Origin of the sequence: Phyllobacterium trifolii (assembly GCF_014192095.1) — a bacterium.
In the GTDB taxonomy this organism is placed as follows: Bacteria; Pseudomonadota; Alphaproteobacteria; order Rhizobiales; family Rhizobiaceae; genus Phyllobacterium; species Phyllobacterium trifolii.
On record NZ_JACHXN010000022.1, the window covers coordinates 61,722 to 74,431 of the forward strand.

A 12,710-nucleotide genomic window follows, 5' to 3' on the forward strand; every position below is an offset into this window, starting at 1 on the left:
TTCGCCTCCTTGTGACGAGCGATCGCCTTTCGTATCGGTATTGGCGACCCCCATCGCAAGAGCGCCTCAATTCCAGAAGAACCGCTTGATCTCGCGACGCGCTTCCGCAGGTTCAATACCGACATCATTCAACAGATCATTGCTGAGCTCGCTGAGATGCATGCGCGTCCGGCGCTTCGTCATGGCGTTGCCAAACCAGCGGATCAGTGCGGATGCCGTGTGCAACAATCCGCTGTTCTGAGAACGTGCCGCGTGGCTTTCGGCGCCACCAGATCCTCTAATTGTATCTATTGTACTCATTGTCATTGTCCTTGGGAGGTCAAATTGACTCTTTTTCGTGCGATTGTTATATGAATTGACTCAATTGGAATCGCAATAGTATAATTGTTACCATGACAAATTGGCTCCCTGAACTTGAACCCGGCAAAGGCCCGCTTTACCTGCAGCTGGCCGACCGTATCGAAACCGACATTGCCGGAGGCATTCTCGCGCCCGGTACCAAACTGCCGCCGCAGCGCAATCTCGCCTTCGATATCGGCGTGACGATAGGAACGGTCGGCCGCGCCTATAATCTCATTCGCGAGCGCGGGCTTGTCAGCGGCGAAGTCGGACGCGGGACCTATGTGACGGATCACAAAGTGGTCTCGCTGGTTCAGGCGCCGCCGCACACGGAGCCATTTGGCGGCACGCGCGGTCCGGTGGCGACACCCGGCAAGATTCGCATGGACTCGACGGCCGCAATCGAGGTCGGCCAGTCCGCCGCAATGGAACAGCTGCTGGCGCAGATCACCCGACAATTCCCGCGCGAGATGTCGAGCTATTCCCGCACCCTTCCCGCATCGTGGCAGGAGGCGGGAAGCAAATGGCTGTCCGGCGCAGGCTGGGTGCCGGAACCTGCGTCCATCGTGCCGACACTCGGCGCGCATTCGGCAATTCTCGCGGTGATAGCGGCGATAACAGTTCCTGGCGACCGGGTCGCTTTCGAAGACCTGACCTATTGCTCGGCAGCGCGCAGCGTCAATCTCATGGGGCGGCGCAGCATCATCCTCCACACGGAAAATGGCAGCGCGACGCCGGACGATTTCGAGCGGCTCTGCGCGCAGCAGCATCCCAAGCTGGTTTTTCTCATGCCGTCGCTGCACAACCCGACCGCAACGACCATGCCGGAGGAGCATCGGCGGGCGATTGTCGAGATCGCGCGGCGGCACAATGTCTGGATCATCGAGGATGAGATTTACGGCTCGGTGATGGGGCACGAGCATATCAAGATCGCAGATCTCGCGCCGGAGCGGACATTTCATATTGGCGGCCTGTCGAAATCCGTGGCTGCAGGTGTACGTGGCGGCTGGGTGGCCTGCCCTCCGCACCTCGCGGCACGTGTCCACACGGCGCACAAGATGGTCACCGGCGGCATGCCATTCATCATGGCTGAACTCGGCGCCCAACTGGTCAATTCAGGCGAAGCCGACGCGATCCGCGGCAAGGTCCAGACCGAGATCGCTGCGCGCGAAGCGATTGCGCGCTCGGTCTTCGCGGGCATGGAGTTCACCTCGCAGCCGCTTTCGCCATTTTTATGGATGAAATTGCCCGACCCATGGCTTTCAGGCACGTTTAAAAGCGCTGCGCTGAATGAAGGCGTGCTTGTCGACGACGAGGACGAATTCAAACCGGGCCGCACGGAGAAAGTCTTCCACCGCGTGCGCCTCGGACTGACGGTGCCGGAAACGCGCGATGAGGTGGTTCAGGGCTTCAGCATTTTACGCCGGCTGATGGAAACGGATAATGCGAGTTATGATAGTTATTCTTGAGGTATAGTTCTTGGAGAATCCGAGGAAATAATTGAAACCAATTCCATGTGCGTGGTTCGACAAGCTCACCATGAGGGAGGTTGGTGTGTTTCAACGCTAATCGTCAACGTTTCCATTTCACAGCTCCCTGCAATCTCCTACCTCCCTCATGGTGAGCTTATCGAACCACGCACATGGAATTAGTATCAATTATAATCCTCCTCATTCCGCAGCAAATTCATTTTACTTTTTTGAATTCATGCAATGACCATTCCTTTTAAAACATTGAAAGAACGCCGGAATGCCGATCCCGCATTTCGACATGCGTCCGAAGAAATTGGTCCAGAGATCGAAATTGCTTTTCGCAAGACCGAAGCACGTGATCAGACGCTAGCTTCGTCAACTTCAGGTACCGCGCCCTCCGTTAAGGTGAAGCGACTCCCTCTCCGTCATCCTCGGGCTTGACCCGAGGACCCACGGCAAAGCAGCTGTGAATTGAGCGGGCGTGACGGTTTCCAGGTAAGAAGCCAGTCAATGAAGAGCAGCTTCCCTGCGATATCCCGCTGGACAAAGTCGAGTTAGCGGAAACACTTGCCCTCCTTTGCCGTGGGTCCTCGGGTCAAGCCCGAGGATGACGGAGAAGGAGGCGCTAAACGGCATCTGCCCTTGATAATTACCTCCTCACCCCTTGCCCAAATACGGGATGGTTCCGGCGATATCCGTATCGTCGATAAGCTGGAAGCGGCTTTCGCTGCCTTCCTGGCGCGCCTTGCCGTGAGGTGCGTATTCCGGATCATTTGCAAAGGCCATGGCGGCATCGGCATCCGGAAACTGGATAAGTGCGATGAGCGTCGTCTCAAGTGGCTTGCCTTCAAGCACTTTGATATTGCCGCTGCGTGAAAGATATTTGCCGCCATGTTTCGCCGCGATGTCATGCACGACAGCTGCATATTCCGGCACCCATTTGTCATCAGTGATTTTAACGTCGGCGATCAGGAAAACCGTCATTGCATTCCTCCTATGCCGGGCTGTCAAAGCCCGTAAAGTCCGGTGACCCGAGACCAGTCTTGCACGGGAAAGATGCAAGTTCCAGTGACTCTATTGAACCTAGATTGCCGTAAATCCATTATCGACAAACAGGTGCGTGCCGGTAATGAAGCTCGCTTCGTCGCTGGCAAGGAAAAGCGCGGCACGCGCCACCTCTTCCGGCTCGCCGATACGCCCCTGCGCCGCCATCATGGCCTCGTCCGAGACATCCACACCTTGCTTTTGCAATTCATCCACCTCGCGCAAACCATGCGGCGTGCGGATAAACCCCGGGCAGACGGCGTTGCACCTGATGTTCCTGTCGCGGAATTCCACTGCGATTGCTCGCGCGAACATGTGACAGGCGCCTTTGGTCGTATCGTAGAGAACTTCCATCGGCGTTGCCGCCACGGCTGAAATGGACGAGGTGCAGACGATCGAACCGCCGCCAGCGTCGAGCATGTGCGGGATGACGGCGCGCGTCATCAGATACATGGAGCGCACATTGACCGCATGCAGCCAATCCCACTCTTCGACCGTCGTCTCGAGGAACGGCTTAATGACGATCGTGCCCGCATGATTGAAGAGAACGGTGACGTTGCCATATTTTTCCGCAACCCCGGCAACGGCTTTTTGCACCTGCGCCTCGTCCGAAACGTCGGCGACGAAATAGCTGGCGACCCCGCCGGCACCAGTGATTTCGGCTACCGTTGCAGCAGACGCCTGCTCGTTGCGGTCGATGATCGCCACTTTCGCGCCCTCGGCAGCGAAAAGTTTCGATGCTGCGCCGCCCATGCCCGTAGCTCCACCGGAAACAATTGCCACCTTGCCTGCCAGCCTGCCCGTCATTTTAAATCCCCTTGAACCATATTATTGCTTGTGAGGCTGACGTTACGCCGGGCGGTTGGCCCGGACAAGCGCCCCATCCTTCGAGCCGCGACCCTCTCTGTTGATTCAGTCCTTTTTCCTATCGCGCCGCAGGACTACATAAGCTAAAGAAGGCCAAAAGCTCTCCCATGTATGGATATTCCAGGACCCATGACCATTTCCAATACTGTCAAGATCACGCCGGAACTCGTGGCTTCGCACGGGCTGAAGCCGGACGAATATCAGCGCATCCTCGATCTGATCGGGCGCGAGCCGAGCTTTACCGAACTTGGCATCTTTTCCGCCATGTGGAACGAGCATTGTTCCTACAAATCTTCGAAAAAGTGGCTGCGGACGCTGCCGACCACGGGGCCGCAGGTCATCCAGGGGCCGGGCGAAAACGCCGGTGTCGTCGATATCGGCGATGGCGATTGCGTGGTCTTCAAGATGGAGAGCCACAACCACCCGTCCTATATCGAACCCTATCAGGGCGCAGCGACCGGCGTCGGCGGTATCCTGCGTGATGTGTTCACGATGGGTGCGCGGCCGATCGCGGCGATGAACGCGCTGCGTTTCGGCGAACCGTCGCATCCCAAGACACGCCACCTCGTTTCCGGCGTGGTCGAGGGCGTCGGCGGCTATGGCAATTCGTTCGGCGTGCCGACGGTTGGCGGCGAGGTCAATTTCGACGCGCGCTATAACGGCAATATCCTGGTCAATGCGTTTGCAGCGGGTCTTGCCAAGACTGATGCGATCTTTCTGTCCGAGGCCAAGGGCGTCGGCCTGCCGGTGGTCTATCTCGGAGCCAAGACCGGACGCGACGGCGTTGGCGGCGCGACCATGGCATCGGCTGAATTTGACGAATCCATCGACGAGAAGCGCCCGACCGTACAGGTGGGCGATCCCTTTACCGAAAAATGCCTGCTCGAGGCCTCTCTGGAGCTGATGGCTTCCGGCGCGGTCATCGCCATTCAGGACATGGGTGCCGCCGGCCTCACCTGCTCGGCAGTGGAAATGGGCGCCAAGGGCAATCTCGGGATCGAACTCGATCTCAACTCCGTGCCGGTGCGCGAAGAGCGCATGACCGCCTATGAAATGATGCTGTCCGAGAGCCAGGAGCGGATGCTCATGGTGTTGCGCCCGGAAAAAGAAGAAGAGGCCGAGGGCATCTTCAAGAAATGGGGGCTGGATTTCGCCCTTGTCGGCTATACGACCGACGATCTGCGCTTTCGCGTGCTGCATGACGGCGAGGAAGTCGCCAACCTGCCGATCAAGGATCTCGGCGATCAGGCTCCGGAATATGACCGGCCCTGGATGGAGCCGGGCAAGCACGCCCCGTTGCCCGCCGCCAACGTGCCAGAGATGGAAGACTATGGCGCGGCGCTGCTGCAAATGCTCAACTCGCCCGACCTTTCCTCGCGCCGCTGGGTCTACGAGCAGTATGACACGCTGATCCAGGGCAACTCCCTGCAGGTGCCGGGCGGAGACGCCGGCGTGGTACGTGTCGAAGGCCATCACAGCAAGGCGCTCGCCTTTTCGTCGGATGTGACGCCGCGTTATTGCGAGGCAGACCCCTATGAAGGCGGCAAGCAGGCGGTCGCCGAATGCTGGCGCAACCTGACCGCCGTAGGTGCGGAACCTCTGGCAGCAACGGACAATCTCAATTTCGGCAATCCGGAACGGCCCGAGATCATGGGCCAGCTGGTAAAGGCAATTGGCGGCATCGGCGATGCCTGCCGCGCACTGGCCTTTCCCATCGTCTCCGGCAATGTCTCGCTCTATAACGAGACCAATGGCCAGGCTATCCTGCCGACGCCCACGATCGCAGGCGTTGGGCTCATCCCGGACTGGACCAAGACCGCGAAGATCGGCGGCATGCGCGATGGCGATGTGCTGATCCTTGTCGGCGGCGACGGCACGCATCTCGGCCAGTCGATCTATCTTCGCGATCTGCATGGACGGGCAGACGGCCCTGCTCCCAGCGTCGATCTCGGCGTCGAGAAGCGCAATGGCGACTTCATCCGCTCCGCCATCCGCAACGGTCAGGTGACCGCCTGCCACGACCTTTCCGATGGCGGCCTCGCCATTGCGCTCAGCGAGATGTGCATGGCCTCCGGCAAAGGTGCGACTGTGGAAATCGGCGAAACCGCGCCGCATGCGCTGTTGTTCGGTGAGGACCAGGCCCGCTACATCGTGGCGGTTGCTCCTGACATGGCAAAACTCGTCATGCTCAACGCGGAAGGCTCCGGCGTTCCATTCCGCAACCTTGGTACGGTCGGCGGCAACGCATTGACGATTGGACGCCTGCTCTCCATATCTGTTGAGGACCTGACAAAAGCCCACGAATCGTGGTTCCCTGACTATATGAGTGGTCAGGCGGACGAAAAAACACAGGCCGCCTGAGGAGAGAACGACATGGCAATGGACGCGCGCGATATCGAAAAAATGATTCGAGACGCCATTCCGGACGCGAAAGTAACCATTCGCGATCTGGCGGGCGATGGCGACCATTATGCCGCCGAAGTCGTCGCGGAGAGCTTTCGCGGCAAGTCTCGCGTTCAGCAGCACCAGATGGTCTATGATGCGCTGAAGGGCAACATGGGCGGCGTATTGCACGCCCTCGCCTTGCAGACCAGCGCGCCGGAATAACGGCGCTTGGCAAAATCCACGATGCGTGGTTCGACAAGCTCACCATGAGGTAGGTAGGCGGATTGCAGGAGCCAAGTTGTGGAGGGCAGCCAAGAATAGTGCACAAACATCCCTCATGGTGAACTTGTCGAACCACGCACAACGCACCATCTACTACAGACAAGTTACTTGCGTTCACGCGCCCATCGTGCTTTTTCTGGGCAAAGAATTGAGGTAGATTGGCCTCAAAGCGTTTTTCTGGCCGTGATTCCTCCCTCGCGGCCGCGAAAGGAACCTTAAATGAGCGGTATCAACGAATTCATCGACAATGAAGTCAAAAGCAACGACGTCGTGCTTTTCATGAAGGGCACCCCCGGCTTTCCGCAATGCGGATTTTCCGGTCAGGTTGTTCAGATCCTTGATTATGTCGGTGTCGACTATAAAGGCGTGAACATTCTTTCTTCCAATGAACTACGCCAGGGTATCAAGGACTATTCCAACTGGCCGACCATCCCGCAGCTTTATGTGAAGGGTGAATTTGTCGGCGGTTGCGATATCATCCGCGAAATGTTCCAGGCGGGTGAATTGCAGGCTCTCCTCAGCGAAAAGGGCGTTGCCACCAAGGCCGCCTGATTACGCTTTAATTCCAATTGGTTCCGGTCGCATCCGGAATCTTCATGTTAAAGGCGTCGGCCGTTCCGACGCCTTTGTCTTTGTTTGTTTTTCAAATCCAGAAAGCACCTTGGAAATGGATTCCTCCGCCGATACCGCTCCCTCACGCCTCCAGGGAATGGGTAAAGTCGAATTCATCGGCCTGATGGCGATGTTGATGGCGGTCAATTCCATGGCTATCGATGTCATGCTGCCAGCTTTGCAGCAGATCGGCGCGGCGCTTGGCATCAGCAGTGAAAACCATCGGCAATATGTGATTTCGGCTTATCTCCTCGGCTTCTCGGTGGCGCAGCTGTTCTTCGGCCCGCTATCGGATCGCTTTGGCCGCAAGGTGCCGATTTTCTGCGGCCTGATCATTTATATCGCTTCGGCAATGGCGTGTGTCTTTGTCCCGAGCTTCGGCGCACTTCTGTTCTTCCGGGCACTGCAGGGCATCGGCTCCGCTGCAACCCGCGTCATCGCCATTTCAATCGTGCGTGACGTCTATGGCGGCCGGCAGATGGCCGAGGCCATGTCGTTGATCATGATGGTGTTCATGATCGTGCCGGTCATCGCGCCCGGGACTGGTCAGGTCGTCATGCTGTTCGGTGACTGGCGGCTGATCTTCATCTTCATGGCGCTGATGGCAACGTCGGTCGCGATCTGGATGTATCTGCGCCTGCCGGAGACGATGGACCCTACCGATCGGCGTCCATTTACCATCGTGTCGGTTGCCCGCGCATTCAAGATCGTTCTGACCAACCGGGTCGCATTTTGCTATGCGCTGGCGAGTGCGTTCATCTTCGGCGCGATGTTCGGCTTCATTAATTCGGCACAGCAGATCTATGTCGAGATCTATCATCTCGGCGTGTGGTTCCCGCTGGCCTTCTCCGTCGTTGCGATCACCATGTCTTTTTCTTCGTTCATGAACTCGCGTTTCGTTGGCCGCTTCGGGATGCGGCGCCTGTCGCATGGAGCGCTGCTTGCCTTCATGGCGATCAATGGCGTGTGGCTGCTATTGACGCTTTTCGGACCGCAGCCGACACCATTCGTGGTCTATCTCCTGCTGTTTTCGCTGGCGATGTTCCAGTTCGGCTGGATCGGCTCCAACTTCAATTCGCTGGCGATGGAGCCGCTTGGGCACGTTGCCGGCACGGCATCGTCCGTGCTCGGCTTCATGGGTACGGCCGGTGGCGGCCTCATCGGCGCGGTGATCGGCCAGGCTTACAACGGCACGACCCTGCCCCTGGTCACCGGGTTTTTCGTGCTGTCGCTGATCGGTCTGGTGTTTGTGCTGATCGCTGAACGAGGCAAGCTGTTCCAGCCTCACAACAAGCCGATTTAGTATTCCGCAATTCCCATGTGCCACTTTGGTTGAATTGCTGACGTCCAATCTGTCGCCTAACATTCGAGTATCTTGAAGGGCTGACTATGACAATTTCATTTGATACTCTGGGTTATGCGATACGCTTGGAACAGGGCGGATTTAGTCCCGCCCATGCCAAGGCGCAAGCAGAAGCCGCAAGGGATTTCATCATGCCCGAACTGGTAACCAAATCTGATCTGAACACTGCTCTGGAGCTACTAACGCTGCGTCTTACAGTACGGATGGGCGCATTTTTCTTCGGGACATCCGTGGCGACGGTTGCGGCCATCGCGGCGATCGTAAAACTATTCCCCTGATCGCGAAAAAAGCGCTGATCGTTAACCCGCCACTAGCCCGGCGAAATCAAAGATCTTGCGATCCAAAAGGTGGCTCGGGCGTGTGTTTGCCAGCGCACGGATCATGATCTCTTTGCGGCCCGGCATACGCTTTTCGATGTCCGCCAGCATCGCCTTCATCATGTTGCGCTGCAGCCCATCCTGACTACCGCACAGGTCGCAAGGGATAATCGGGAACTGCATCGCCGTGGCAAACTTCTCCAGATCATCCTCGGCGCAATAGCTCAACGGCCGCAGCAACATGAGATCACCCTCGTCATTGAGCAGTTTCGGCGGCATCGCGGCGAGGCGCCCGCCATGGAAAAGGTTCATCAGGAACGTTTCGAGGATATCCTCGCGGTGGTGGCCGAGCACCAGCGCCGAGCAGCCCTCCTCCCGCGCCACGCGATAAAGATGACCACGCCGAAGCCGGGAACAGAGCGAACAATAGGTCTGGTTTTCCGGCACCTTCTCCGTGACGATCGAATAGGTGTCCTTGTATTCGATGCGGTGCTCGATGCCGTTTGCCTTGAGAAAATCAGGCAGAATGTGCTTGGGGAAATTTGGCTGGCCCTGATCGAGATTGCAGGCCAGGAGTTCCACCGGCAGCAAACCGCGCCATTTCAAATCGAGCAGCAGCGCCAGCAGGCCGTAGGAATCCTTGCCGCCGGAAAGCCCTATCAGCCAGCGCTCACCCGGCTTGACCATGGCGAAATCTTCGAGCGCCTGCCGCGTGTTGCGCAGCAGCCTTTTGCGCAGCTTGTTGAACTCCACACTGGATGGCACGCCGAGAAACATCGGGTGGCAACCGGCAGCGTCGGTCAATTCCTGGTCATGAATGGTCATGTGAACACCTCATGGCGCTTTCATTGACAAGGTAGTGGTCAGAACGCAAGAGGTTCTAGACCTTTTCAGTTTTTGCTTTAATCGCCGCCACGCCTCTTTCCGTCATCCTCGGGCTTGACCCGAGGACCCACACCGTCCTGGAGATACAGCAAGCCCGGCAAGCGATGCCAACGTTGCTATGGGTCCTCGGGTCAAGCCCGAGGATGACGGAGAGGTGGACACTCTATTGCCCGAACACCGACCAGCCAGTGCGTTGCGCCAGTAACTCCAGTGCCGCCGAGCCAAGCTGCGAATTGCCCACTTCGTTCAGCCCCGGTGACCAGACTGCGATGGACGCCTTGCCAGGGGCAATGGCTAGGATACCTCCACCAACACCGCTCTTGCCCGGCAGGCCGACGCGATAGGCGAAGTCGCCCGAGCCGTCATAGTGGCCGCACATCAGCATGAGCGCATTGATACGGCGGGCGCGGCTTGCCGAAACAACGCTGCCGCCATTGAGCGGATTGCGCCCGGCCGAAGCGAGATAAAGCCCGGCGTGCGCAAGTTGGCGGCACGACATGGCGATGGCGCAGTGATGGAAATAGACGCCGAGCACGTGTTCTACCGGATGGTCGAGATTGCGGAAGGCTTTCATGAAATTGGCGAGCGCCACATTGCGAAAGCCGGTCTGCGTTTCCGAGCGGGCGACGTTTTGATCGATGGCGATGGTTTCATCATCGGCGAGATGCCGGATGAACTGCACGATCTCGCCGATCGCCTCCTTGGGCAAATGGCCGGCCAGAACCACATCGGCGACAGCGATCGCTCCGGCATTGATAAAGGGATTGCGCGGCTTGCCCTTCTCCTGTTCGAGCTGGACGATGGAGTTGAAAGCATTGCCCGACGGTTCGCGTCCGACGCGCTTCCATAAACCGTCGCCGATCTTGCCGAGCGCAAGCGTCAGCGTGAAGACCTTCGAGATGCTCTGGATCGAGAAGGCGGTTTCGGCGTCGCCTGCCACATGGGTCTGGCCGTCCACAGTGACCAGCGCAATGCCGAACTGCTTCGGATCGACGGTTGCAAGCTCCGGAATATAGTCGGCAAGCTTGCCCTCGCCGATCCTGCCTGAAAGATCGTGATAGACGCTGTCGACGACATCCTGAAGATCAGCCATTTCTGGGCTCCGATTAGGACAACAAAAAAGCCGCCAGGATTTCTCCGGCGGCTCTTTCTAAAACTTCAATCTGATTAACGCGAATAGAATTCGACAACCAGGTTCGGTTCCATCTGTACAGCGTAAGGCACATCGGAGAAGGCCGGAACGCGGTTGTACTTGGCAACCATCTTGTTGTGATCAACTTCGAGATATTCAGGAACATCGCGTTCAGCCAGCTGAACGGCTTCCAGAACGATCACGAGCTGCTTCGACTTTTCGCGCACTTCGATCACATCGCCAGCCTTGCAGATATAGGACTGGATGTTGGTGCGGCGGCCGTTGACGTTGACGTGGCCGTGGTTGACGAACTGACGCGCTGCGAAGATCGTCGGAACGAACTTGGCGCGGTACACGATCGCATCCAGACGCGACTCGAGCAGACCGATCAGCTGTTCACCGGTATCGCCCTTGCGGCGAGCGGCTTCTTCATAGGTCTTGCGGAACTGCTTTTCCGAAATGTCGCCGTAGAAGCCCTTGAGCTTCTGCTTTGCGCGCAGCTGCACACCGAAATCGGAGAGCTTGCTCTTGCGGCGCTGGCCGTGCTGGCCGGGGCCATATTCACGACGGTTGACCGGGGACTTCGGACGGCCCCAGATGTTTTCGCCAAGACGGCGGTCGATTTTATACTTGGACGATTCGCGCTTGCTCATCGCATTTCCTTTCAAACAAACCAAACCTCGAGTTTAGAACCCGGGTTCAAGGAAACGCGCCCTCCTCTGCCTTCCGTTTTCGAAGACTGACAGAATGACCCACGCACGCTTTGCGAGATCACTCACGGGACACGTCAAATGAAACGCAGAGCTCTTTCAAGCCCTGCGCTGGGGTGGCTTCTAGTGTGAAGGTTTCATGATGTCAAGCCAGGCCTGTTGCTATTCACGCGCTGAGGGCCTGCAAATGGCGGTTTTCTAGACCCGCATGTTTCAGCGGATCATATAAATTGAAACCGATGCCACATTTGAAACGTTAGGTTGGACGCTCAACAGGAGTAGAGCCGGTAATGACCCTATTCTCGCGGCAATCGCGTTGCTCGACATTCGTCCTTCTATCCCTCACAGCCATTATTGCAAGCACAGTCCTTATCAGTTCCAGCGACAATGCGGACGCGCGGCACAGACGCGGACACCGGGCGAAGGTTGTTCGTCCGCCGGCCGCGCCAGCCGTTCCCTTGCCGGTCGTTCCACCATTGCCGCAGGACAATCCTCGCGCAGCTGCGCCGGAAGCGCCCAAACCCGCGGAGAAGCCCGCCGACGAAATACAGAAGGCAGACCCTGAGACGACGCCCGTTCCTGAGCAGAAGCCAGCCCCGGAGACCCAACCGGCCGAGAACCCCAAGGAGCCGCCAAAGCCGGCCGAACAACTTGGCCCGAACCCGCTGCCCAAGCAGGATGCAGGCGACAAGCCCGATCATGAGGAAAGTGTCGAGAAGGCCGATCCTTCGATCTCGCCCGATCGGGTCTATCAGAATGCCTGCCCTGCCCTCATGAATGGCGAGGTTGTTGGCGAGTTGGTACCGCCCCTGTCCGAGGGCATGTGCGGTGAGCGTTCACCTTTGAAGGTTACGGCAATCGGCAAGGACAATACTGTGAAGCTCGCTGCGGCAATCACCACCAATTGCGCGATGGCGGGGACACTGGCGAACTGGGTGGTTGAAGCACAGAAGGAAGCGCAGAAGGATTTTGGTGCCGAGATCGAGAGCATCACCACCGGTTCCGACTACCAGTGCCGCAAGGTCAATAATGGGCACAAGGGCCGCGTTTCGGAACACGCCTTTGCCAACGCAGTCGATATCGTCTCTTTCAAGTTCAAGAACGGCAAGACAACAGGACTTGGTTCAGGCTGGAAGGGTAAGCCGGAGGAACAGACATTCTGGCGGGCGCTGCACAAGGCGAGTTGCGACCGCTTCATGACGGTGATTGGTCCGGATGGCGATGCCGCCCATCAGGGCAATCTGCACCTCGATCTCGGCTGTCATGGAAGAAAATGTGAGGCGCGCATCTGCCAGTGAGAAT

The 12,710-nt window shown here is 57.9% G+C and carries 13 protein-coding genes; 7 read left to right on the forward strand and 6 right to left on the reverse strand.

The genetic code is table 11. The features are described 5' to 3' along the window. Nucleotides 1–66: 66 nt before the first annotated feature. Nucleotides 67–300, reverse strand: a complete 234-nt coding sequence (locus tag FHS21_RS24775; protein ID WP_112528811.1) for a DUF1127 domain-containing protein — start codon at nucleotides 298–300, stop codon at nucleotides 67–69. Between the two features lie 92 nt (nucleotides 301–392). On the opposite strand from FHS21_RS24775, the gene FHS21_RS24780 reads away from it, so the two are divergent. Next, nucleotides 393–1,808, forward strand: coding sequence for an aminotransferase-like domain-containing protein (locus FHS21_RS24780; RefSeq protein WP_183664602.1), 1,416 nt, complete (start codon nucleotides 393–395; stop codon nucleotides 1,806–1,808). Between the two features lie 660 nt (nucleotides 1,809–2,468). On the opposite strand, the gene FHS21_RS24785 is transcribed toward FHS21_RS24780, so the two are convergent. Continuing rightward, the gene (locus FHS21_RS24785) at nucleotides 2,469–2,795 is read right to left on the reverse strand and encodes a DUF1330 domain-containing protein (protein WP_112528361.1); all 327 of its coding nucleotides are present in this window, start codon (nucleotides 2,793–2,795) and stop codon (nucleotides 2,469–2,471) included. A 99-nt stretch (nucleotides 2,796–2,894) separates the two neighbouring features. Then, a complete protein-coding gene (locus FHS21_RS24790) occupies nucleotides 2,895–3,662 on the reverse strand; it encodes an SDR family NAD(P)-dependent oxidoreductase (RefSeq protein WP_112528363.1) in 768 nt (255 codons plus the stop codon). A gap of 189 nt (nucleotides 3,663–3,851) precedes the next feature. On the opposite strand from FHS21_RS24790, the gene purL reads away from it, so the two are divergent. From purL to FHS21_RS24815, 5 genes are all read left to right on the forward strand, one after another. Further along, the gene (gene purL / locus FHS21_RS24795) at nucleotides 3,852–6,083 is read left to right on the forward strand and encodes a phosphoribosylformylglycinamidine synthase subunit PurL (RefSeq protein ID WP_183664604.1); all 2,232 of its coding nucleotides are present in this window, start codon (nucleotides 3,852–3,854) and stop codon (nucleotides 6,081–6,083) included. Nucleotides 6,084–6,095: 12 nt separating this feature from the next. Further along, on the forward strand, nucleotides 6,096–6,329 hold the full coding sequence (locus FHS21_RS24800; RefSeq protein ID WP_099998651.1) for a BolA/IbaG family iron-sulfur metabolism protein: 234 nt from the start codon (nucleotides 6,096–6,098) through the stop codon (nucleotides 6,327–6,329). Nucleotides 6,330–6,608: 279 nt separating this feature from the next. Further along, nucleotides 6,609–6,941, forward strand: coding sequence for a Grx4 family monothiol glutaredoxin (gene grxD / locus FHS21_RS24805; RefSeq protein WP_112528367.1), 333 nt, complete (start codon nucleotides 6,609–6,611; stop codon nucleotides 6,939–6,941). Nucleotides 6,942–7,098: 157 nt separating this feature from the next. Beyond that, a complete protein-coding gene (locus tag FHS21_RS24810) occupies nucleotides 7,099–8,304 on the forward strand; it encodes a multidrug effflux MFS transporter (RefSeq protein WP_112528813.1) in 1,206 nt (401 codons plus the stop codon). 86 nt (nucleotides 8,305–8,390) lie between these two features. After that, nucleotides 8,391–8,642, forward strand: coding sequence for a hypothetical protein (locus FHS21_RS24815; protein WP_112528369.1), 252 nt, complete (start codon nucleotides 8,391–8,393; stop codon nucleotides 8,640–8,642). Between the two features lie 21 nt (nucleotides 8,643–8,663). On the opposite strand, the gene ttcA is transcribed toward FHS21_RS24815, so the two are convergent. The 3 genes from ttcA to rpsD form a co-directional block, all read right to left on the reverse strand. Beyond that, on the reverse strand, nucleotides 8,664–9,506 hold the full coding sequence (gene ttcA, locus FHS21_RS24820) for a tRNA 2-thiocytidine(32) synthetase TtcA (protein WP_112528371.1): 843 nt from the start codon (nucleotides 9,504–9,506) through the stop codon (nucleotides 8,664–8,666). Nucleotides 9,507–9,729: 223 nt separating this feature from the next. Continuing rightward, on the reverse strand, nucleotides 9,730–10,659 hold the full coding sequence (locus FHS21_RS24825; RefSeq protein WP_112528373.1) for a glutaminase: 930 nt from the start codon (nucleotides 10,657–10,659) through the stop codon (nucleotides 9,730–9,732). Between the two features lie 74 nt (nucleotides 10,660–10,733). After that, a complete protein-coding gene (gene rpsD, locus FHS21_RS24830; protein ID WP_112528375.1) occupies nucleotides 10,734–11,351 on the reverse strand; it encodes a 30S ribosomal protein S4 in 618 nt (205 codons plus the stop codon). 347 nt (nucleotides 11,352–11,698) lie between these two features. Between rpsD and FHS21_RS24835 the strand changes: the two genes are divergently transcribed. Then, nucleotides 11,699–12,706 carry an extensin-like domain-containing protein gene (locus FHS21_RS24835; RefSeq protein WP_183664606.1) on the forward strand — a complete coding sequence of 336 codons (1,008 nt, stop codon included), beginning with the start codon at nucleotides 11,699–11,701 and terminating at the stop codon, nucleotides 12,704–12,706. Nucleotides 12,707–12,710: the final 4 nt, after the last annotated feature.

Excerpts from the sequence above, each read along its gene's own strand:
- FHS21_RS24825 (WP_112528373.1), bottom strand. The coding sequence starts at position 10,659 with ATGGCTGATCTTCAGGATGTCGTCGACAGCGTCTATCACGATCTTTCA.
- grxD (WP_112528367.1), top strand. The coding sequence starts at position 6,609 with ATGAGCGGTATCAACGAATTCATCGACAATGAAGTCAAAAGCAACGAC.
- FHS21_RS24775 (WP_112528811.1), bottom strand. The coding sequence starts at position 300 with ATGAGTACAATAGATACAATTAGAGGATCTGGTGGCGCCGAAAGCCAC.
- rpsD (WP_112528375.1), bottom strand. The coding sequence starts at position 11,351 with ATGAGCAAGCGCGAATCGTCCAAGTATAAAATCGACCGCCGTCTTGGC.
- FHS21_RS24815 (WP_112528369.1), top strand. The coding sequence starts at position 8,391 with ATGACAATTTCATTTGATACTCTGGGTTATGCGATACGCTTGGAACAG.
- FHS21_RS24800 (WP_099998651.1), top strand. The coding sequence starts at position 6,096 with ATGGCAATGGACGCGCGCGATATCGAAAAAATGATTCGAGACGCCATT.
- FHS21_RS24780 (WP_183664602.1), top strand. The coding sequence starts at position 393 with ATGACAAATTGGCTCCCTGAACTTGAACCCGGCAAAGGCCCGCTTTAC.
- FHS21_RS24810 (WP_112528813.1), top strand. The coding sequence starts at position 7,099 with ATGGGTAAAGTCGAATTCATCGGCCTGATGGCGATGTTGATGGCGGTC.
- purL (WP_183664604.1), top strand. The coding sequence starts at position 3,852 with ATGACCATTTCCAATACTGTCAAGATCACGCCGGAACTCGTGGCTTCG.
- ttcA (WP_112528371.1), bottom strand. The coding sequence starts at position 9,506 with ATGACCATTCATGACCAGGAATTGACCGACGCTGCCGGTTGCCACCCG.
- FHS21_RS24785 (WP_112528361.1), bottom strand. The coding sequence starts at position 2,795 with ATGACGGTTTTCCTGATCGCCGACGTTAAAATCACTGATGACAAATGG.
- FHS21_RS24790 (WP_112528363.1), bottom strand. The coding sequence starts at position 3,662 with ATGACGGGCAGGCTGGCAGGCAAGGTGGCAATTGTTTCCGGTGGAGCT.
- FHS21_RS24835 (WP_183664606.1), top strand. The coding sequence starts at position 11,699 with ATGACCCTATTCTCGCGGCAATCGCGTTGCTCGACATTCGTCCTTCTA.